This window comes from Spirillospora sp. CA-128828, from assembly GCF_050945415.1.
In the GTDB taxonomy this organism is placed as follows: domain Bacteria; phylum Actinomycetota; class Actinomycetes; order Streptosporangiales; family Streptosporangiaceae; genus Spirillospora.
The window spans coordinates 8,675,119-8,694,901 of sequence record NZ_CP191986.1 but is presented as its reverse complement, the minus strand read 5'-3'; the positions used below and the strand labels follow the sequence as shown (position 1 = coordinate 8,694,901).

Genomic DNA, 19,783 nt, shown 5'->3' with positions numbered 1-19,783 from the left:
CCCGGAGGTCGCACGACCCGCCGAGCCGGGCGACCGCAGCGCCACGACACAACCCGCACGGTCGCAGCGACCGTCACTGTGGCGTGAGGATCGACCGGCTCGTGACGGGGGTTCCAGGGGGTCGCCCCCCTGGGCTAACACTCGGCTAGGAGGTTGCTCAGGTAGTCCTCGTAGAGGGGGACTTGGGCTTCGTCTATGGTGCGGTCGTCTTCTTCGGGGAGCAGGTCGAGGAGGCTGCGGACGTCCCAGTAAGGGTCGTGCAGGTGGCCGCCGGAGACCTGGTCGAAGGTGGACAGGAAGCGGTCGGCGACGGGCCGGCCGTAGCGGAGGGCCAGGCCGCGGCGCATGCGGGCGATGTCGACGGCGATGGGGCCGGACGAGGCGTCCGACCAGTCGACGACGCCGGTGAGCTTGCCGTAGGACCACAGCGTGTTGTCGGCGTGGTAGTCGCGGTGGATGAAGCGGGCGGGCGCCTCGGGGGCGGGGCGGGCGGCGACCTCGAAGGCGCGTTCCCAGAGGCCGGGGCGGAGCGCGTGCTTCGGCGGGAGCCGCACGTCGAGCCGGTTGTGCGGGACGTACGGGGGCATCGTGGACGCGCCGTTCAGCGCGTGCACCGACAGCAGCGCGGCGGCCAGCTGGATGAGGTATTCGGGCAGGTCGTCGGGCGACGGGCGCGGCGGGTGGCCCTTGAGCCGGGAGATGAGCAGGGCGGGGACGTCGCAGTAGGCGCCCGCGGGGTCGGCGGCGACCAGGGACGGCGTGGGGATCTCGCAGCCGGCGAGCAGCGCCAGCGCGGCGATCTCGCGCTCGGGGGAGAACTCGGTGTCGCCGTAGGAGCGGCGCGCGGGGACGGCGTGGTGGGACGTCCAGCGGCGCAGCACGAGGCGGTGCGCCTCGCCGGAGCGGCTTTCGACGAGGAGGGCGTGGTTGGCGTGTGCGGCGCCGCCGGCGAGGGGCCGCACCATGCGGACCTCCGCGCCCTTGCCGAGGCACTCCTCCACCCAGCGCAGGGTGGTGTGCCCGGGCGGGGCGCCGGTCGGCAGGCAGGGAGCCGGTGTGTGGGTCACCTGATCCATGAAAACGGATTCCGAAGGGTATTGGGAGTGATTTTGCGAAGACGGAACGTAACAAAATGCACGTCATCGGGGTGACGTGTAAAAGCACCTTCGGTCGTCCCGGTGTAATGCCGGACAAACGCCTCAGATTCTGTTGGGTATTCAAATGCGGCCGGGTGGGGCCCGCGCCGGGCCCCACCCGGTCGGGTCAGTCCTTCGCCTCGCGGCGGGGACGCAGTAGCGCCTCGGCCAGGGCGAGCATTGTCTCCTCAAGAGTGGACAACCGCTTCAGCACGTCCTCGTGCACCGCGTTGACCTGCTTGGAGACATCGTCATGGACGCCGTCCATCTTGCGGCCGACCTCGTCCTCGACGTGGGAGAAGCGCTTGGCGAACTCGGCCTGCGCGGCGTCGGCGCGCCGTCCGGCCTCGTCCTGCATGTTCTCCACGCGTCGGGCGAATTCGGCGTGGACACCGCCGACCTGACGGGCGACGTCCTCCTGCATGTTGCCGACCTGCTTGGAGACGTCCTCGTGGATGCTGCCGACCTGCCGCGTGACGTCCTCGTGGATGTCGCCGATCCGCTTGCCGAAGTCGTCGTGGACGCCGCTGACCTGGCGCGCCACCTCGTTGTGCACGGACTCGACCTGCTTGGTGACGTCGGAATGCACCGACTCGACGCGGCGGGAGACGATGTCGACCTGCGTGGTGAATTCCTCCAGTGCGCTGTCGACCCTCTTGGTGACCTCCTCGTGGATGTTCTCGATGCGCTTGCGGACGTCGTCGTGCACGTCCTCGAACCGGCGGGAGAACTCGTCCATGCGCTTGGCGACGTCGCTGTAGGCCGTCTCGGCGATCTGCGACATGGTCGCCTTGACCTCGTCGCGGTCCGGCCTGGCGCGCAGCTCCTCGATCAGCGGGTCGACCGCCTCGGCGAGGTGCTTCTCCAGCGCGTCGAACCGGTCGCCGTACTCGGCCGCCGGACGCTGCGCGAGCTCGTTCAGCAGCCGGTGCAGCTCGGCGATCTCCAGCGTGGCGGGCAGCCGGCTGATCCGCTCGCCGACCCCGTCGATGCGGCCGTCGATGCCCTCGAACCGGCCGTCCAGGCCGTCCAGCTTGCCGGACAGCCCTTCGAGGCGGCCGTCCACGCCGTCCAGCCGCCCGTCCAGGCCGTCGAGCCGGCCGCCGACGCCCTCGACCCGGCCGTTGACCGCCTCAAGACCCTGCTCCATCCGCTCGGCCATCTCGCCGAGCGCCTGGTCGACCCGTGCCGTGACCCCGTTGATCGAGTGCTCGAGCCGCTCGGACCGGTGCCCGAGCTCCGCCAGCGACTTGTCGAGCCGGTTGAAGCGGACGGACGCGGCCTCCATGCTGCCCTGGAGCTTGTCCAGCCGCTTGGTCATCTCGTCCATGCGCTGCGACGCCTGGTGCGTGGCGTCGGTGATCTGCTGCGCGGAGTCGAGGACGGCCTGGATGCGGGTCAGTCCCTCGTCGACGTTCTCGGCGACGACGCCGACGTCGGCCCACAGCGCGGGCAGTTCGGCGACGGGCTTGACCCGCTCGCCGAACGCCTCGATGTGCTCGGCCAGTCCTTCGGCCCATTCCGGGGGCTTGCCGGACAGTTCGTCGACCTGCCCGCGGACGCTCTCGATCTGCCCGGTCAGCCCGGTGAGCTCCCGCTCACGGACCTCGCGGAGCAGCCACTCCATGCCTTCCAGCCGCTGGCGAATCTCGTCCAGGACCTGACCCTGTGAGCGCTGTTCATAGACGTGGTCCTGCGCCGCACGGGCGAGCAACTCCCGCATCCGATCCGAGACCGGTTGACCCCCCGTCTGCAGGAAGTTGTGATTCGTTTCCACCCGATGCTCCTTCGTGTGCCGGCGCGACGAAATGACGCACGGCAAATGAATCTCTGAGGTGGCCACTGTAGTGCGTGTTGAGCGCCGCTAAAACGGGTAGCAGAGAAGATTGTGAGTTCTGCGGAATGCGCCTGTTATCCGGCTGGCGTGGATAGCACGGAATCGCCGGACGCGTTGTAATTTCCGCGCTTTGCGGCTATTGCCGCGATCATGGGGTTGGATGCCGTGGGCGTACGGGAACTGGGACGGCCGTGCCCGGCGTTCTGTCCGTACATCTCGTCCAACATCGGCAGTTCCCGCACTGGCCGGTGGGTACGGCCCGGCGACGCGTGTGCTGGGGAAGTGATGCCTAGCCGCGGGTTCCGGGCAATTTCGGGAGGCTTTAAGGGGCGCCGGAGTCCCGGCTGCTGAACCCGCCTTGGTGTTTCCGGTCATGTTGATCGCGGCGCGCCGATTCCCGTGCCGCATCGCGCCCTTGCCGGGCGCCCGCAATCGCTGGTGAACGCAATGCCGGAAAACCCCGATGATTTGCACCGCCATGGCGCGTCGCCCGGCCCCCCTTTGTGATGCCCCGCCGAGTGGAAGATCTTTGGGCAGGTTGCCGGCCGGCCGCTCCCCCCGGGCGGGTCAGGCCGCCCGGACGGGGCGGGTGAGCAGCGCGACCGGATCGCGTGCGACACGCGTCACCACCAGGGTCAGCTCGTTCGCGCCGCGTCCCGTGCGGCGTCCGCCGAAGCCGAGATCGCGGCGGAGCCGGTCGACGTCGACGGCCGAGCCGCGCTTCTTGACCGTCAGCACGCCGACCTCGCGGCGGCGCAGCTCCGCGCGCAGCCGCTTGACCGAGAACGGCATCACGTCCTCTATCTCGTAGGCGGCGGCGAACGGCGTCGGGCGCAACTCATCCGATGTGATGTAGGCGATGTGCGGGTCCGCCAAGCCGCCGTCGACCAGCCCTGCGACCTCGCCGACCAGATGGGCGCGGATTACGGCTCCGTCTGGCTCGTACAGGTAGCGGCCCCATGCGCGCACGTCCGGGACGTCCAGCCCTTGCGGAGTCAGCGTCCACACCTGGGGATCGGTGTCGGACGAGAGCAGAGTGGCCCGCCGATCCACGTCGCCGGCGAGTTCGCCGAGCCACAGAGCGACTTCCTTCACGTCGCCGTTTACCGACACCCACTCGGCCTCTGCGTGGGCCGGGACGGCCTCATGAGGGATGCCAGGTGCGACCTTCACGCACGCGGCGGGCACCCGGTGGGCCATGCCGAGGACGACATCGAGTGGCGGCTCGTACGAACGAGGGTCGAAGACCCGGCCTCGCGCTGTACGGCGTCCGGGATCGGCGAAGAACGCGTCGAAGCCTGACGGGTCCTCTTCCGTCGCATCACCCACCCGGACGGCGGCGTTCAATCCGAAAGCGGTCACGTTGGCCCGCGCCACCTCAACCGTCAGTGGGTCGAGGTCCACGCCCTCCCCGGAGAGCCCCGCGCGCGCTCGGGCGATGAGGTCGGCCCCTATGCCGCATCCCATTTCCAGCACACGCGCACCAGGCAGGCGGTCCGCGAACCGTTCCGCACGGTAGGCAGCCACACTCGCCCGGGTCGCCTGCTCCAGCCCCGCTGGGGTGAAGTACATACGGTCGGCGTCCGCGCCGAACTTGACCCGCGCCCGCTGCCGCAACCGCACCTGCGTGAGCGCCGCCGAAACGAGCGCGGGATCATGCCTCTTGCGTAGCCGGGACGACGTCGCCAGCAGATTGTCCTCGCTCACGTCCGCGTCGGCGGCCTCAGCGAGAACCGCTTGGCCGGAGATGGTGAGAAGACTCTGTAGCGACGCGATGTCCATAGGCCGACATCCTCCCCGTCCTGAGGGACGCGGAGTCCAGCCTTGGCGGGCTGAGGTTCACTGGTGGTGCGTCCGTGTTCGTGTTGACGGGTCAACGGGCACGGAATAGTCTCCATGACTGGCACTCTCCTAGCGAGAGTGCCAACACAGCGACGAAGGTCGGTCTGGCACCCGCGACGGCAGGCCGGTCCAGGGTCGCCTCTTCTGTCACATGTGCTGGCCGGTCACTCCGTGGCCGAGCCGAGGACCAATCGAAGGGGAGGTCAGATCGTGACGACCGCCACCAAGGTTGTTCTCAAGCCGCTTGAGGACCGCATTGTCGTCCAGCCGCTTGAGGCCGAGACCACCACCGCGTCGGGCCTGGTGATCCCGGACACCGCCAAGGAGAAGCCCCAGGAGGGCACCGTCCTTGCCGTTGGCCCGGGTCGCGTCGACGACAAGGGCGAGCGCGTCCCCGTCGACGTCAAGGTCGGCGAGGTCGTGCTCTACAGCAAGTACGGCGGCACCGAGGTCAAGTACAACAACGAGGAGTACCTCGTTCTCTCGGCCCGCGACGTGCTCGCGGTCATCGAGAAGTAAATCACCGAGATCGTGATGCACCCGCCCCGGTCGGCGCCGCCTTCGGCGGACCGGCCGGGGCGGATCGCGTGAAAGAGGAGTATCCGCATGGCGAAGATCCTGGAGTTCGAGGAGGACGCTCGCCGGGCTCTTGAGCGCGGCGTCAACGCTCTCGCGGACGCCGTCAAGGTGACGATCGGCCCGCGCGGCCGCAACGTCGTCATCGACAAGAAGTTCGGCGCGCCGACGATCACCAACGACGGCGTCACCATCGCCCGCGAGGTGGAGCTGGAGGACCCCTACGAGAACCTCGGGGCCCAGCTCGCCAAGGAAGTGGCGACCAAGACCAACGACATCGCGGGCGACGGCACCACCACGGCGACCGTCCTCGCGCAGGCGCTGGTCCGCGAGGGCACCCGCAACGTGGCGGCCGGCGCGTCGCCGCTCGCCCTCAAGCGCGGCATCGACGCGGCGGCCCAGTACGTCTCCGACCAGCTGCGCAAGTCGGCCCGCGAGGTCGGCGAGAAGGGCGAGATCGCGCACGTCGCGACCATCTCCGCGCAGGACCCGCAGATCGGCGAGCTGATCGCCGAGGCGTTCGACAAGGTCGGCAAGGACGGCGTCATCACCGTCGAGGAGGCCCACACCATGGGCCTCGAACTGGAGTTCACCGAGGGCCTCCAGTTCGACAAGGGCTACCTGTCGCCGCACATGGTCACCGACCACGAGCGCATGGAGGCCGTCCTGGAGGACGCCTACGTGCTCATCGTGGACGGCAAGATCTCCAATGTGCAGGAGTTCCTGCCGCTGGCCGAGAAGGTCGCGCAGACCAAGAAGCCGCTGCTCGTGGTGGCCGAGGACGTCGAGGGCGAGGCCCTGGCGCTGCTCGTCGCCAACAAGATCCGCGGCACGTTCCTGTCCGTCGCGGTGAAGGCGCCGGGCTTCGGCGACCGCCGCAAGGCGATGCTCGGCGACATGGCCACCCTGACCGGCGGCCAGGTCGTCAGCGAGGCCATCGGCCTCAAGCTCGACTCCATCGGGCTGGAGGACCTCGGCCGCGCCCGCCGGATCACCGTCACCAAGGACGCCACCACCGTCGTCGACGGTGAGGGCTCCGCGGACGAGATCACGGCCCGGGTCAACCAGATCAAGGTCGAGATCGAGAACAGCGACTCCGACTGGGACCGCGAGAAGCTGCAGGAGCGCCTGGCCAAGCTGGCGGGCGGCGTCTGCGTGCTTCGCGTCGGCGCCGCCACCGAGGTGGAGCTGAAGGAGAAGAAGCACCGCCTGGAGGACGCCATCTCGGCGACCCGCGCGGCGATCGAGGAGGGCATCGTCTCCGGCGGCGGCAGTGCGCTGGTGCACGTCGGCAAGGAGGGCTTCGAGTCCCTCGGCCTGTCCGGCGACGAGGCCACCGGTGCCGAGGCCGTCCGCAAGGCACTGTCGGAGCCGCTTCGCTGGATCTCCGAGAACGCCGGCCAGGAGGGCTACGTCGTCGTCTCCAAGGTGCAGGCCCTGCAGTCCGGCCACGGCTTCAACGCCGCGACGAACGAGTACGGCGACCTGATCGCCCAGGGCGTCATCGACCCGGTGAAGGTCACGCGTTCGGCGGTCACCAACGCCGCCTCCATCGCGGGCATGCTGCTCACCACCGAGGCGCTCGTGGTCGAAAAGCCGGAGGAGCCCGAGGAGGCCGCCGGCGGCGGTCACGGGCACGGCCACGGTCACGGCCACTGAGATCGCCCTGCCGGACGGGTCCTCCGTCCGGAGTGCGTCGGCGAGACCCCCGTCCATCCGGGCGGGGGTCTCGCCCGTTTCTGAGATCGCGGCTTCCGTGAAGACTTGTGCCCGCCGGGCAGATTTCACGACATCTGGCAGTATCGCGATCACACTGCGTAGTATCCGCAGGGCCATTCCCGCACTGTGACCATTCCGTTGTAGAGGACAGTGGAGACACGCCCGGGGGTGCTGGGCATCATGCTTGACGTGACCGAGGGATGCTACGCCGGGACCATGACCGCGCGCGCTGCCGAACCCTCGGGAGGGCCGGCCCCTCCACCGGCCCGCGCGCTGCGCGCGGCGGACGCGGGCGACGGCGACCTCAAGGAGCTGACGAACCGCGCCGTGCAGGGCGACCCCGGCGCCATCGAGGGGCTCATCGCCGAGGTCCGCCCCATGATCGTCCGGTACTGCCGGGCGCGGCTCGGACGGGTCTCGGGGCAGTACCACATCGCCGACGACGTGGCCCAGGAGGTCTGCATCGCCGTCCTGTCGGCCCTGCCCCGCTACCGGGACATGGGCCGTCCCTTCGCGTCGTTCGTGTTCGGCATCGCCGCGCACAAGATCGCGGACGCGCTGCGCAGCGCGGTCCGCGCGGCGGTGCCCACCGAGGACCTGCCGGACGGCCCGGACGACCGTCCGGGGCCCGAGGAGACGGTGGTGCGCTACATCGAGGCGCAGCGCGCCCGCGACCTGCTCACCCGGCTGCCCGAGCACCAGCGCGAACTGGTGCTGCTGCGCGTCGTCGCGGGTCTGTCGGCGGAGGAGACCGGTAACGTGCTGGGCATGTCCGCGGGGGCGGTACGCGTCGCGCAGCACCGGGCGCTCGCCCGGCTCCGTGCGATGGCCAGAGAGGAGTCGATCGCTTGACGGAGCGAGGCCCCCTCACCGGCCTGCAGGGCGCCCCGGATCCGGCCGAGCCTTCGCATCCCGGCGACTCCCCGGCGCCGGCCACGGGCCTTCCGGCCGACCTCGGCGCGGTGCGCCGCACGGACGAGCTGATCGAGTCGCTGGCGCGGCGCGCCGCCGGTTCCGCGGCACGTCCCGAGACCGGACGCCCCCGCCTCCCGGACCCGGGGCGCGCCGACGACCGCGACCCGGCCGTGCGGCTGCTGAGCGCACTGATCACCGACGTGGACGACCAGGACCCCGGTCCCGAGACGGCCCCGCCCCCGCCGTCCGGCCCTCGCCGCCGCGGGCCGCGCACCATCGTCGCCCTGGGGGTGGCCGGTGCCGTCCTCGCCAGCAGCGGCGTCGCGGCGGCGGGCGGCGGCGTCGCCGACCGCACCGCCGCCTCCCCGGTGCCGAGCACTTCCGGCGTGTCGGACGACGCGGACCGGGCCACCGCGGACACGGACGCGGACCTTCCCGGCCGTAAGCGGCCTCCCGTCCGCCCGGCGCCGGAACCCGGTGGCCCCACGGCGCGCAAGCCGTCCGGCTCCCCTGACGCCGGGCGCATCAAGCGTCGTCTGGAGCGCACGATTCCGCGCCGTCCCGACCGCTCCGAAAGGGCCCCCGCTCCGGCGGTGAACTCCGCGCCTTCCACAAGACCCGACACCGCCAGCGAAGACGACCCCCGCCGCCTCCTGGACGACCTGCGCCGGGAAGCGCAGAAACGCGCCCTCGGCGACCGGCCCCCCGACGGCGGCTAGTTCTCGTCGCGGCCCTCTTCGCTGTCGATCACGCCGTCGACGTAGCCGCGGGCGTACTCCCAGCTCACGTAGTCGACGGGGTCGGGGGAGAGGGCGGGCTCGTGTACGCGGGGGAGGCCCTGGTCCAGCAGGTGGCGCAGGTTGCCGTGCAGCAGGTCCCAGTCGATGTAGTGGAGCTTGCCGCAGTCGCCGCAGTCGACGGTGAGGCCGCGCACTCCGAGCGGCTCCAGCAGTGCACGGAAGACCTCCAGGTCGGCGAGGTCGGCCAGCACGTCCTCCCGCTCCGTCACGCTGAGCGGAGCGGTGTCGTCCGGGTCGCCGAGCGCCGCCGCAGGATCCTCCGGGTCCCCGGCGAACGGGTCGAGCGGTGCGTCGTCGTGCACACCCCCACGCTACTGCGGGACGCCCCGGCAGGTGCACCCCCGGTCTCCTCCTTGCGCGAATCTGTGCGCGAACATTCACGCGGCGTGCGCGGAAGCCGGGAATGTACAGGACCGTTCTGCTTGTTGCGAGGTGTCATCAAGACCACGTCCCCGCCGTGCGCAAGAGCCCGTCCGGCCGTGGGCCCCAGCCCCTACCATGGGAACAGGGTCCACGTGACCTGGCCCGATGCCCGCCACCACCACGGGAAGGTTGTCATGATCCCCGCCGCCGAGCCCGACAAGTTCCTTCCGCAGGGCCTGACCTTCGACGACGTGCTCCTGCTGCCGGGCTACTCCGATCTGCAGCCCGGCGAGGCCGACACCACGACCCGGCTCACCCGCGACATCTCGCTGCGGATCCCGCTCGTCTCGGCGGCGATGGACACCGTCACCGAGTCCCGGACGGCGATCGCGATGGCACGGCAGGGCGGCATCGGCGTCCTGCACCGCAACATGTCGATCGAGGAGCAGGCCGAGGAGGCCGACCGGGTCAAGCGGTCCGAGTCCGGGATGATCACCAACCCGGTCACCTGCCTCCCGGACGCGACCCTCGCCGACGTCGAGGAGCTCTGCGCCCGCTACCGCATCTCGGGCGTGCCGGTCACCGACGTGCGGGGCGTGCTGGTCGGCATCGTGACGAACCGCGACATGCGCTTCGAGTCGGACCTGTCCCGTCCGGTGCGCGAGGTCATGACGCCGATGCCCCTGATCACCGCCCCGGTGGGCGTGTCGCGGGAGGACGCGTTCCGGCTGCTGGCGGGCAACAAGGTCGAGAAGCTCCCGATCGTGGACGCCGACGGCCGGCTCAACGGCCTGATCACCACCAAGGACTTCACCAAGAGCGAGCAGTACCCCGACTCCACCAAGGACGCGGACGGCCGGCTGCTCGTCGCCGCGGCCGTAGGCGTCGGCGACGACGCCATCCGGCGCGCCCGGGCCCTCATCGAGGCCGGCACCGACGTGATCATCGTGGACACGGCGCACGGGCACTCCAAGGGCGTCGCCGACACGATCGCCACGATCAAGGGGAACTCGTCCGTCCAGGTCGTCGGCGGCAACGTCGCCACCTACGCGGGCGCGAAGGTCCTGGTGGACGCCGGCGCCGACGCGATCAAGGTCGGCGTCGGACCCGGCTCGATCTGCACCACCCGCATCGTCGCCGGCGTCGGCGTCCCGCAGATCACCGCGATCTTCGAGTCGGCGCGCGCGGCGAAGGAGGCCGGGGTCCCGGTGATCGGGGACGGCGGCCTGCAGTACTCCGGCGACATCGCCAAGGCCCTGGTCGCGGGCGCCGACACGGTGATGCTCGGCAGCCTGCTCGCCGGCATCGAGGAGTCGCCGGGCGAGCTGATCTTCGTCCACGGCAAGCAGTACAAGTCGTACCGCGGCATGGGCTCGCTCGGCGCGATGCGCAACCGCGAGCGCGGCGCCTCCTTCTCCAAGGACCGCTATGCCCAGGCCGACGTCACCGCCGAGGAGAAGCTGATACCCGAGGGCGTCGAGGGCCAGGTCCCCTACCGCGGCCCGCTCGCCAACGTCGCGCACCAGCTCGTCGGCGGCCTGCACCAGTCCATGTGGTACGCGGGCACCCGCACCGTTCCCGAGCTGCAGGAACGCGGCCAGCTCATGCGCATCAGCGCCGCCGGCCTCCGCGAAAGCCACCCCCACGACATCCAGATGACGGTCGAGGCCCCCAACTACCAGGGCCGCTGACCCCCGCCCTCTCCCGTCGCACCGGTCGTGCCGCCGCGGGTCACGTCCCCGTGGGTGCTGACGTAAGCTCTTCGGGGCTTGTTACCGCCGACTGCGGGAACACCGATCACGTGGAAGAAGGGCGCAGTGGCTGCTGAGGTGGAGATCGGCCGTGGCAAGAGCGGCCGCCGGGCGTACGCCTTCGACGACATCGGCATCGTGCCGTCCCGCCGGACGCGCGATCCCGAGGAGGTCAGCGTCGCCTGGCAGATCGACGCCTACCGGTTCGAGATGCCGCTGGTCGTCGCGCCGATGGACAGCGTCGTCAGCCCCGCCACCGCGATCGCCGTCGGACGGCTCGGCGGCCTCGCCGTCCTCGACCTCGAAGGGCTGTGGACGCGGTACGAGAACCCCGAGCCGCTGCTCGCCGAGATCGCCTCGCTGGACGACGTCCGCGCCACCCAGCGGCTCCAGGAGATCTACTCCGAGCCGATCAAGGAGGAGCTGATCGGCCGCCGGATCGAGGAGGTCCGCGAGTCGGGAGTGACGGTCGCGGCGGCGCTGTCGCCGCAGCGCACCGCCCAGTTCCACAAGGCCGTCATCGACGCGGGCGTCGACCTGTTCGTGATCCGCGGGACGACCGTGTCGGCCGAGCACGTCTCGGGACGGGCCGAGCCGCTGAACCTCAAGCAGTTCATCTACGACCTCGACGTCCCCGTCATCGTCGGCGGCTGCTCCACCTACACGGCCGCGCTGCACCTGATGCGCACCGGGGCGGCCGGCGTGCTGGTCGGGTTCGGCGGCGGCTCCGGGCACACGACCCGGACCGTCCTCGGCGTGGCGGTGCCGATGGCCACCGCGGTCGCGGACGTCGCCGCCGCCCGCCGCGACTACATGGACGAGTCCGGCGGCCGCTACGTGCATGTGATCGCCGACGGCGGCATGGTGAACAGCGGCGACATCGCCAAGGCGTTCGCCTGCGGGTCCGACGCCGTGATGGTCGGCTCCCCGTTCGCCCGTTCCACCGAGGCGCCCGGACGCGGCTACCACTGGGGCAGCGAGGCGCACCACGGCGATGTTCCGCGCGGCACCCGCCTGGAGATCGGGACGATCGGGACGATGGAGCAGATCCTGCACGGGCCGTCCCACGTCGCGGACGGCTCCATGAACCTCATCGGGGCTCTGCGCCGCGCGATGGCGACCTCCGGCTACACGGAGTTGAAGGAGTTCCAGCGGGTACAGGTCGTGGTGGCCCCCCGCCGGTCCGCCGACTGAGAGCGAACCCACTACGAATCGGTCGTTTCCAGGGTGGACCCGTCCCTACTCTTGGGTAGGAAGTGTTCGGAAACCGAACCGCTGTGGGGGGATGCGCGATGACGGGATCACCGGTGACCGGCCTTGGAAGCTCCCGGCTGGGTCCGGCGGAGCGAGCGGTGGCGCTCGACCGCATGGCCCGCGAGGAGTTCGACGTGGTCGTCGTCGGCGGCGGCATCGTGGGCGCCGGGGCGGCGCTCGACGCGGCCACCCGGGGACTGTCGGTCGCGGTGGTCGAGGCGCGCGACTTCGCGTCAGGGACGTCGTCCCGCTCGTCCAAGCTGATCCACGGCGGGCTGCGGTACCTGGAGCAGTACAACTTCGACCTCGTCCGGGAGGCGCTGACCGAACGGAGCCTGCTGCTGCAGCAGATCGCGCCGCACCTGGTGCGGCCCGTCCCGTTCCTGCTGCCGACGACGCACCACGTGTGGGAGCGCGCGTACTTCGGCGCCGGCGTGGCGCTCTACGACCTGCTCTCGCTCCAGATGGGGAGCACCCGGGGCGTCCCGCACCACCGGCACCTGACCCGGCGCGGCGCGCTGCGGCTCGCGCCGTCCCTCCGCAAGGACTCCTTCACCGGCGCGATCCAGTACTGGGACGCGCAGGTCGACGACGCCCGCTACGTCATGACGGTGCTGCGGACGGCCGCGGAGTACGGAGCCCAGATCGCGTCCCGCACCCAGTGCCTCGGCTTCCTGCGCGAGGGCGAGCGGGTCACCGGGCTGCGCATCCGCGACCTGGAGGGCAACACGACCAGCGAGGTCCGCGCGAAGCAGGTCGTCAACGCCACCGGCGTGTGGACGGACGACATCCAGGAACTCGTCGGCGGACGCGGGCAGATCCACGTGAAGGCGTCCAAGGGCATCCACCTCGTCGTGCCGAAGGACCGCATCCACTCCTCGACCGGGATCATCCTGCGCACCGAGAAGTCGGTGCTGTTCGTCATCCCGTGGGGACGCCATTGGATCATCGGGACGACCGACACCGCCTGGGATCTCGACAGGGCCCACCCGGCCGCGTCCAAGGCCGACATCGACTACATCCTGGATCACGTCAACGCCGTCCTCAACACCCCGCTCACCCACGACGACGTGGAGGGCGTCTACGCGGGCCTGCGCCCGCTGCTCACCGGCGAGACCGAGGAGACCTCCAAGCTCTCCCGTGAGCACGTCGTCGCGCACCCCGTTCCGGGCCTGGTCCTGGTGGCGGGCGGCAAATACACCACGTACCGCGTGATGGCCAAGGACGCCATCGACGCCGTCGCCCACGGCCTCGACGGCAAGGTCGCGGAATCGTGCACCGACCGCATCCCGCTCGTCGGCGGCGACGGCTTCCAGGCGATGTGGAACGCCCGCCACCGCCTCGCCGCCCGCTCCGGCCTGCACGTCGCCCGCATCGAGCACCTCCTCCACCGCTACGGGACGCTCCTGGACGACGTGCTCGAACTGGTCTCCGACAAGCCCGACCTCGCCAAGCCGCTCGGCGGCGCCGACGACTACCTCCGCGCCGAGGTCGTCTACGCCGCCACCCACGAGGGCGCCCGCCACCTCAACGACGTCCTCGCCCGCCGCACCCGCATCTCCATCGAGACCTGGGACCGCGGTGTCGGGGTCGCCCAGGAGGCCGCCGACCTCCTCGCCCCCGTCCTCGGCTGGTCCAAGAAGCAGCGCGACCGCGAGATCGAGTACTACCGCAAGCGCGTGGAGGCCGAACGCGCCTCCCAGACCCAGGAAGACGACCAGGAAGCCGACGCCCACCGCCGGGGCGCTCCGGACATCGTCCCCACCGCCACCCCGTAACGCCGCCGGCCCCGCCTCGGGGGCGGGGTCAGGGTTCGCGGCGCTGCATCAGGGTCTTGCCGGTTCTGTAGAGGTCGGCGGGGACCCGGGCGGGGTCCAGGAGGTGCTGGAAGGCGAGGCCGAAGTCGAGGGCCATGGTGAGGGTGGCCCGGTCGCCGGGTGCCAGTCCGCCGGGTGCCGGGTCGTCGGGTGCCGGGCCGTCGGCGGGTTCGAGTTCGCCGGCCAGCTGGGCGCGGCGCTCGGCGTACCAGTCGGCGATGCGCCAGCCGGCGGCGTAGTCGCGCATGCCGTAGAGCCAGAACTCGACGAGGAGCAGGGTGAGCCGGCGGGGGCCGTCGCCGGCGTCGTGGCGGGAGGACGAGCGGCCGGCCGGATCGGCGTCCTGCGCGGCGGCGTGGAGTTCCTCGCAGACGTCGGTCCGGGGGAGGTCGCTGGTGATGCGTTCCATCAGGGCGAGCAGCAGGTCGGTCTTGCCCGCGAAGTTGGAGTACACCGCGCCCTTGGTGAGACCGGCGGCCGCGGCGATGTCGTCGAGCGAGGCGCCGTGGATGCCGCGGTCGGCCCAGAGGCGCGCGGCGGCGGTGAGCAGGGCGGTGCGGGTCTGCTCGCGCCTGTCCTGGCGCGGCCGGGGGCTGCCGCCTGGCGGCCGCGGGGGACGAAGGCCGCTCGTCCCGTCCGGGCCGCCCTCGGTCCGCTCGCCGCCGTGGGCGTCCGTCATGTGGTGTTCCCCTCCGTGTGCGGCGGCGCGCGGCCCCGGCTCCGGGCGCGCGGCAGCGGACGCCCGGGCGGCGGTCGCGCGCCGAGATTCTCTCCCTGCTCTTCGGGATACACCGCCCGGACATGGTCATTCCGCGAGTTGCGCAACTCCGCCTGGCTTGGAACGGTCCCTTCGGGATGCGTTGTCAATGCGGGCCGGAGATTACGGATCGAGGTGGGGCATATCACTGCAAGTAGCGCGTTACTTGCGGGTAGCCAAGGGTGGGCGGGTGGTCATACCCTGCCTGCATGGCATCCCCGACCGTCCCTGCCAAAGGCGCGGCAGAGCAGAAGCTCCCCCAGACCCTGATCGACCGGCTGGTCTCCCATGTCGCCTCGGACGGCGCCGAGACCGCGACGATCACCAGCCCGTTCACCGGTGAGCCCCTCGCGACCGTTCCGCTCACCGGCGCGGACGATGTCCGCGCCGCCTACGAGCGGGCCCGGAGGGCGCAGCGGGCCTGGGCGGCGCTGCCCGCGGGCGAGCGCGTCAAGCCGTTCCTGCGGCTGCCGGACGCCCTGGTCGACCGGCGCGAGGAGATCCTCGACATCATCCAGCTGGAGACGGGCAAGGCGCGCCGCCACGCGATGGAGGAGTTCCTCGACGTGGCGCTGTGCTCGCTCCACTACGCGCGGCGGGCCCCGAAGCTGCTGAAGCCGCGGCGCCGCCAGGGCATGATGCCGGGCCTGACGCGCGTCCAGGAGCTGCGGCACCCGAAGGGCGTCGTCGCGCTGATCGCGCCGTGGAACTATCCGTTCGCGCTCGGCGCCAGCGACATCGCGCCGGCGCTGATGGCGGGCAACGCGGTGATCCACAAGCCGGACACCCAGACGTGCCTGTCCAGCCTGTGGATCCTGGACCTGCTGATCTCGCTCGGGCTGCCGCGCGACCTGTGGCAGATCGTCGTCGGTGAGCCGTCCGAGATCGGCGACCCGCTGGTGGACGACGCCGACTACGTCTCGTTCACCGGGTCGACGCGCGGCGGGCGGGCCATCGCCGAGAAGGTCGCGCCGCGGCTGGTCGCCTACTCGCTGGAGCTGGGCGGCAAGAACCCGATGATCGTCATGCCGGACGCCGACGTCGAGCGCACCGCGCGCGGCGCCGTCCGCGCGTGCTTCACCAACGCCGGGCAGCTGTGCATCTCGATCGAGCGGCTGTACGTCCACGAGGACGTCTACGACCGGTTCGTCCCGCGGTTCGCCGAGCTGGCCGAGGGCATGAAGCTCGGCGCCGGCCTCGACTTCGGCGCCGACATGGGCTCGCTGACCTTCAAACGCCAGCTGGACGCGGTGACACGGCACGTCGACCAGGCCGTCGAAAAGGGCGCGACCGTCCTCGCCGGGGGCAAGGCCCGTCCCGACATCGGCCCGCTGTTCTACGAGCCGACCATCCTCGCCGACGTCAACGGGGACATGGACCTGTGCGCGAACGAGACGTTCGGCCCCGTCGTCGCGGTCTACAAGTACCGGGACGAGGACGAGGTCGTCGCCCGCGCCAACGACACGTCCTACGGGCTGAACGCGTCGGTGTGGACGAAGAACCCCGCCCGGGGCCGCCGCCTCGCCGCCCGCATCCAGGCCGGGACGGTCAACGTCAACGACGGGTACGGCGCGGCGTACGCCTCGTACGACGCCCCGATGGGCGGGATGAAGCAGTCCGGTGTGGGACGCCGTCACGGGTCCGAGGGCCTGCTGAAGTTCACCGAGGCGCAGACGGTCGCGAGTCAGCACTTCATGGACCTGGAGCCCCCGGGCGCCATCGGCTACGACAAGTTCGCCGACTACATGGCGACCGGCGTGAAACTCATGAAGAAGCTGCGTATCAAGTAGGGAACGCCTGTGAAGCATGACTTCGACGTGCTCGTCGTCGGGTCGGGGTTCGGCGGCAGCGTCTCGGCTCTCCGGCTGACCGAGAAGGGGTACCGGGTCGGGGTGATCGAGGCGGGCCGCCGCTTCGACACGAACCCGTCCGGTGCGCCGGGGTCGCGGTATCCGGAACTGCCGAAGACGAACTGGCGCATCGCGCGCTACCTCTGGGCGCCGGCACTGGGCTTGACCGGCGTCCAGCGGATGCATCTCATCCGCGGCGCGAAGTCGAGCCGCGTGATGGTGCTGGCAGGCGCGGGGGTCGGCGGCGGCTCGCTCAACTACGCCAACACCCTGTACGTCCCGCCGGAGCCGTTCTTCAAGGACCGGCAGTGGGCGCACATCACCGACTGGCAGGACGAGCTGGCGCCCCACTACGAGCAGGCGAAACGCATGCTGGGCGTCGTGCGGAACCCCACGACGACCGCGGCCGACGAGGTCATGAAGAAGGTCGCCGGCCGGATGGGCAAGGGCGACACGTACGTCAGGACACCCGTCGGCGTCTACTTCGGCCGCGGCGCCGGGATAGAGAGCGCCGACCCCTACTTCGGCGGGGCGGGCCCGCGCCGGCGCGGCTGCCTGGAGTGCGGCGAGTGCATGGTGGGCTGCCGCCACGGCGCGAAGAACATGCTCACGGAGAACTACCTGTACCTGGCCGAGAAGGCGGGCGCCCGGGTGATGCCGCTCAGCCGTGTCACCTCGGTGCGGCCCCTGCCCGGCGGCGGGTACGAGGTCGCGATCGTGCGGACCGGCTCGTTCGGCCGGAACCGCAGGACGTTCACGGCCGGGCAGGTGGTCTTCGCCGCCGGCACCTACGGCACGCAGAAGCTCCTGCACAAGCTCAGGTCGACCGGCCTGCTGCCGCGGCTGTCCGACCGGCTCGGCGCCCTGACCCGCACCAACTCCGAGGCCATCCTCGGCGGCGGCCGCCGCAACGGCAGACCCGGGCCGGACTTCTCCGCGGGCGTCGCGATCACCTCCTCGTTCCATCCGGCGCCGGACACGCACGTCGAACCCGTCCGGTACGGCCGGGGCTCGAACCTGCTCGCCGGCCTGCAGACCCTCCTGGTGGACGGCGACCGCCCCGGGAAGCCGCACACGCCCCGCATCCTGAAGTTCGCCCGCGCGGCGGTGCGCCGCCCGCGCGATCTCCTCCAGCTCCTCGACGTCCGGCACTGGTCGGAGCGGACGGTCATCGCGCTGGTCATGCAGACCCGCGACAACTCCATCACGCTGCGCCCGAAGCGGGGCCCGTTCGGCTGGGACGTCCGCGCGTCCGCCGGGCACGGCGAGCCGAACCCGACCTGGATCCCCGAGGGGCACGAGGCGACGCGGCTGATCGCCGAGGAGATCGGCGGCATTCCCGGCGGCGCCTGGGGCGACCTGTTCGACGTCCCGATGACCGCGCACTTCCTCGGCGGCTGCGCCATCGGCGACTCCGCCGAGTCGGGGGTGATCGACGCCTACCACCGCGTCTACGGGCATCCCGGCCTGCACATCGTGGACGGCTCGGCGGTCTCTGCCAACCTGGGCGTCAACCCGTCCCTCACCATCACCGCGCAGGCAGAACGCGCGATGTCGTTCTGGCCGAACCGCGCGGAGAACGACCCGCGCCCCGCCCTGGGCGATCCCTACCGCCGCCTCGCTCCCGTCCCGCCGAAGAACCCGATCGTCCCGGCCGACGCGCCCGCCGCCCTGCGCCTGCCCATCGTCGACATCACGTAACGCTTAGTGTTCGTCCATGCGCAAACCGATCCCCCTGATCGTGGCGTTGAGCGTGCCTCTGGCCCTCGCGCTGCCTGCACAGTCCGCGAAGGCCGACGAGCGTCCGCAGGTGCTTCCGATGAGTGCGAAGCTGCGAGACCGGCTGGCCCGGCTCTACGAGCGCGAACACAATCCCGGGCACTATCGGCGGCTCGTCGTGGAGGCGCAGGGCGCGCACTACGGACGGGTCGGACGGCACTACTACGCCGTGCTCGCCCTCTGGTACCGGGACAGCCCGGCCAGGAACACCGACGCCGGAACCGCGTTCACGAAGCAGGCTCCGAAAGGCCGCTGGAACGTCTCCATGGTGGACGGCGCGTACGACCCCTGCGCGCGTCCTGTGCCGGAAGCGCTGATGCGGGCCTGGCACATGAGGGTGGCCGACTGCTGATCCCCGTAGCGCCCGGCGCCGGGGCGGTTCATTCCGCTCCGGCGCCGGGCGTGCGACTTGTCAGGCGCGGTAGGCGGCCCATTGTGACTGCATGCGCTGGGCCTGGCCCGGCGTGAACTCGTACATGCACGAGTCGTAGCTGTAGTCCATGAAGTTGTGGATCGGGTCGGCCCCCGGCGCGGAGCAGGTGTCACGGCCGGTCGGGCAGCCCGAGGCCGGGCTCTGCTCGGCGGGCGTGTCCGAGACGCTGTCGCCCTGGCCGCTGCAGCCGCCCTGGAAGGTGTGGTACAGGCCCATCCAGTGGCCCACTTCGTGGGTTCCGGTGTCGCCCTCGTTGTAGTTGCCGAGTGAGCCGCCCGGCAGGCTCTGGTAGTGGATGACGACGCCGTCCATCGCCGGCTGGGAGCGGTAGTCGCTCGGGAACGTGGCCCAGCCGAGGAGGCTGCTGCCGAGGTCGGCCGTGTAGAAGTTGAGGTCCTGTGCGTTCCCGGCGTGCAGGGCGGTCTTCATCTGGCGCTCGTTGCCCTCCGGGTCGGAGAACCATGCCGAGTTCTGCGTCCGCTTGATCCCAGCGAGCGTGAACGTGACGCCGCTGTCCGAGTAGGCATCGTTGAGGACGTCGAGCTGCTTGTTCAAGGTCGCGTCGGACACGTTGCCCGCGCTGCCGTAGACGACCTGGAAGTGCACGCGGACGGTCATGGCCGCCGCGGGCTTCACCTTCTTGAGCTTGCCCAGGCGGTCGTGGAACTCCTTCTCCATCGCGGCGACCTTGGCCGCCCCGGGTTGGTTCCGTTCGGTGACGTGGGCTCCGGCGCGGACGCGGGCCTGCGCGGGCTGGTCGGCGCACTTGGTGGACGGGGCGGCGGGGGCGGCGAGGGTGGCGGGGGCGGCGGGCGCGTAAGCCGTGAGGGCGGCGGCCAGGCCGAGCGCAGCGGCGATTCCGGCGCGTTTCATGGAACTCCTCGGGGGTGCGGCGCGAGCGGGGGAGCGCGCGCTGGGGGAGCGGAGTCATCGCTGGAACCAGGGTGGATGCGA

At 71.0% G+C, this 19,783-nt stretch carries 16 protein-coding genes; 10 read left to right on the top strand and 6 right to left on the bottom strand.

Translation table 11 applies throughout. The features are described 5' to 3' along the window. Positions 1 to 134: 134 nt before the first annotated feature. From ACQPXG_RS41650 to ACQPXG_RS41640, 3 genes are all read right to left on the bottom strand, one after another. The gene (locus ACQPXG_RS41650; protein WP_433464655.1) at positions 135 to 1,076 is read right to left on the bottom strand and encodes an aminoglycoside phosphotransferase family protein; all 942 of its coding nucleotides are present in this window, start codon (positions 1,074 to 1,076) and stop codon (positions 135 to 137) included. A gap of 187 nt (positions 1,077 to 1,263) precedes the next feature. After that, entirely contained in the window at positions 1,264 to 2,913 is a 1,650-nt protein-coding gene (locus ACQPXG_RS41645; RefSeq protein WP_433464654.1) for an apolipoprotein A1/A4/E domain-containing protein, read from the bottom strand. A gap of 627 nt (positions 2,914 to 3,540) precedes the next feature. Further along, positions 3,541 to 4,755, bottom strand: a complete 1,215-nt coding sequence (locus tag ACQPXG_RS41640; RefSeq protein WP_433464653.1) for a class I SAM-dependent methyltransferase — start codon at positions 4,753 to 4,755, stop codon at positions 3,541 to 3,543. 270 nt (positions 4,756 to 5,025) lie between these two features. Between ACQPXG_RS41640 and groES the strand changes: the two genes are divergently transcribed. The 4 genes from groES (at position 5,026) to ACQPXG_RS41620 (ending at position 8,744) form a co-directional block, all read left to right on the top strand. Then, positions 5,026 to 5,334 carry a co-chaperone GroES gene (gene groES / locus ACQPXG_RS41635; protein WP_021594484.1) on the top strand — a complete coding sequence of 103 codons (309 nt, stop codon included), beginning with the start codon at positions 5,026 to 5,028 and terminating at the stop codon, positions 5,332 to 5,334. Between the two features lie 87 nt (positions 5,335 to 5,421). Continuing rightward, positions 5,422 to 7,050, top strand: coding sequence for a chaperonin GroEL (gene groL / locus ACQPXG_RS41630; RefSeq protein WP_433464652.1), 1,629 nt, complete (start codon positions 5,422 to 5,424; stop codon positions 7,048 to 7,050). Positions 7,051 to 7,326: 276 nt separating this feature from the next. Beyond that, the gene (locus tag ACQPXG_RS41625) at positions 7,327 to 7,962 is read left to right on the top strand and encodes a sigma-70 family RNA polymerase sigma factor (RefSeq protein ID WP_433470146.1); all 636 of its coding nucleotides are present in this window, start codon (positions 7,327 to 7,329) and stop codon (positions 7,960 to 7,962) included. Beyond that, positions 7,959 to 8,744 carry a hypothetical protein gene (locus ACQPXG_RS41620; RefSeq protein ID WP_433464651.1) on the top strand — a complete coding sequence of 262 codons (786 nt, stop codon included), beginning with the start codon at positions 7,959 to 7,961 and terminating at the stop codon, positions 8,742 to 8,744. Before ACQPXG_RS41625 ends, ACQPXG_RS41620 begins: the two co-directional genes overlap by 4 nt. Here ACQPXG_RS41620 and ACQPXG_RS41615 read toward each other — a convergent pair. After that, complete coding sequence (locus tag ACQPXG_RS41615; protein ID WP_433464650.1) at positions 8,741 to 9,127, bottom strand: DUF5319 domain-containing protein; 387 nt, start codon at positions 9,125 to 9,127, stop codon at positions 8,741 to 8,743. The two genes, ACQPXG_RS41620 and ACQPXG_RS41615, sit on opposite strands and share 4 nt — an antisense overlap. A gap of 255 nt (positions 9,128 to 9,382) precedes the next feature. On the opposite strand from ACQPXG_RS41615, the gene guaB reads away from it, so the two are divergent. The 3 genes from guaB (at position 9,383) to glpD (ending at position 13,971) form a co-directional block, all read left to right on the top strand. Further along, complete coding sequence (guaB, locus tag ACQPXG_RS41610) at positions 9,383 to 10,879, top strand: IMP dehydrogenase (RefSeq protein WP_433464649.1); 1,497 nt, start codon at positions 9,383 to 9,385, stop codon at positions 10,877 to 10,879. Between the two features lie 138 nt (positions 10,880 to 11,017). Continuing rightward, positions 11,018 to 12,133: a GuaB3 family IMP dehydrogenase-related protein gene (locus ACQPXG_RS41605; RefSeq protein WP_433470145.1), complete on the top strand. Its 1,116-nt coding sequence runs from the start codon at positions 11,018 to 11,020 to the stop codon at positions 12,131 to 12,133. Positions 12,134 to 12,231: 98 nt separating this feature from the next. Then, a complete protein-coding gene (gene glpD / locus ACQPXG_RS41600) occupies positions 12,232 to 13,971 on the top strand; it encodes a glycerol-3-phosphate dehydrogenase (RefSeq protein ID WP_433464648.1) in 1,740 nt (579 codons plus the stop codon). Positions 13,972 to 13,999: 28 nt separating this feature from the next. Here the strand turns inward: glpD and ACQPXG_RS41595 are convergent, their stop codons facing one another. Beyond that, a complete protein-coding gene (locus ACQPXG_RS41595) occupies positions 14,000 to 14,689 on the bottom strand; it encodes a TetR/AcrR family transcriptional regulator (RefSeq protein WP_433464647.1) in 690 nt (229 codons plus the stop codon). A gap of 287 nt (positions 14,690 to 14,976) precedes the next feature. Between ACQPXG_RS41595 and ACQPXG_RS41590 the strand changes: the two genes are divergently transcribed. From ACQPXG_RS41590 to ACQPXG_RS41580, 3 genes are read left to right on the top strand one after another with little or no spacing between them, the layout of a single operon-like run. Next, positions 14,977 to 16,557 carry a succinic semialdehyde dehydrogenase gene (locus ACQPXG_RS41590; RefSeq protein WP_433464646.1) on the top strand — a complete coding sequence of 527 codons (1,581 nt, stop codon included), beginning with the start codon at positions 14,977 to 14,979 and terminating at the stop codon, positions 16,555 to 16,557. 9 nt (positions 16,558 to 16,566) lie between these two features. Then, positions 16,567 to 18,318 (top strand): FAD-dependent oxidoreductase, encoded by a 1,752-nt coding sequence (locus ACQPXG_RS41585; RefSeq protein ID WP_433464645.1) that lies wholly within the window; start codon positions 16,567 to 16,569, stop codon positions 18,316 to 18,318. A gap of 16 nt (positions 18,319 to 18,334) precedes the next feature. Continuing rightward, a complete protein-coding gene (locus ACQPXG_RS41580) occupies positions 18,335 to 18,748 on the top strand; it encodes a hypothetical protein (protein ID WP_433464644.1) in 414 nt (137 codons plus the stop codon). A 60-nt stretch (positions 18,749 to 18,808) separates the two neighbouring features. Here the strand turns inward: ACQPXG_RS41580 and ACQPXG_RS41575 are convergent, their stop codons facing one another. Continuing rightward, on the bottom strand, positions 18,809 to 19,702 hold the full coding sequence (locus tag ACQPXG_RS41575) for a zinc metalloprotease (protein WP_433464643.1): 894 nt from the start codon (positions 19,700 to 19,702) through the stop codon (positions 18,809 to 18,811). Between the last annotated feature and the right edge of the window lie 81 nt (positions 19,703 to 19,783).

What these genes read in the sequence shown, in the direction of transcription:
- guaB (WP_433464649.1), top strand. Translation starts at nt 9,383, where the DNA reads ATGATCCCCGCCGCCGAGCCCGACAAGTTCCTTCCGCAGGGCCTGACC.
- ACQPXG_RS41580 (WP_433464644.1), top strand. Translation starts at nt 18,335, where the DNA reads ATGCGCAAACCGATCCCCCTGATCGTGGCGTTGAGCGTGCCTCTGGCC.
- ACQPXG_RS41640 (WP_433464653.1), bottom strand. Translation starts at nt 4,755, where the DNA reads ATGGACATCGCGTCGCTACAGAGTCTTCTCACCATCTCCGGCCAAGCG.
- groL (WP_433464652.1), top strand. Translation starts at nt 5,422, where the DNA reads ATGGCGAAGATCCTGGAGTTCGAGGAGGACGCTCGCCGGGCTCTTGAG.
- ACQPXG_RS41625 (WP_433470146.1), top strand. Translation starts at nt 7,327, where the DNA reads ATGACCGCGCGCGCTGCCGAACCCTCGGGAGGGCCGGCCCCTCCACCG.
- ACQPXG_RS41650 (WP_433464655.1), bottom strand. Translation starts at nt 1,076, where the DNA reads ATGGATCAGGTGACCCACACACCGGCTCCCTGCCTGCCGACCGGCGCC.
- ACQPXG_RS41595 (WP_433464647.1), bottom strand. Translation starts at nt 14,689, where the DNA reads ATGACGGACGCCCACGGCGGCGAGCGGACCGAGGGCGGCCCGGACGGG.
- ACQPXG_RS41590 (WP_433464646.1), top strand. Translation starts at nt 14,977, where the DNA reads ATGGCATCCCCGACCGTCCCTGCCAAAGGCGCGGCAGAGCAGAAGCTC.
- glpD (WP_433464648.1), top strand. Translation starts at nt 12,232, where the DNA reads ATGACGGGATCACCGGTGACCGGCCTTGGAAGCTCCCGGCTGGGTCCG.
- ACQPXG_RS41575 (WP_433464643.1), bottom strand. Translation starts at nt 19,702, where the DNA reads ATGAAACGCGCCGGAATCGCCGCTGCGCTCGGCCTGGCCGCCGCCCTC.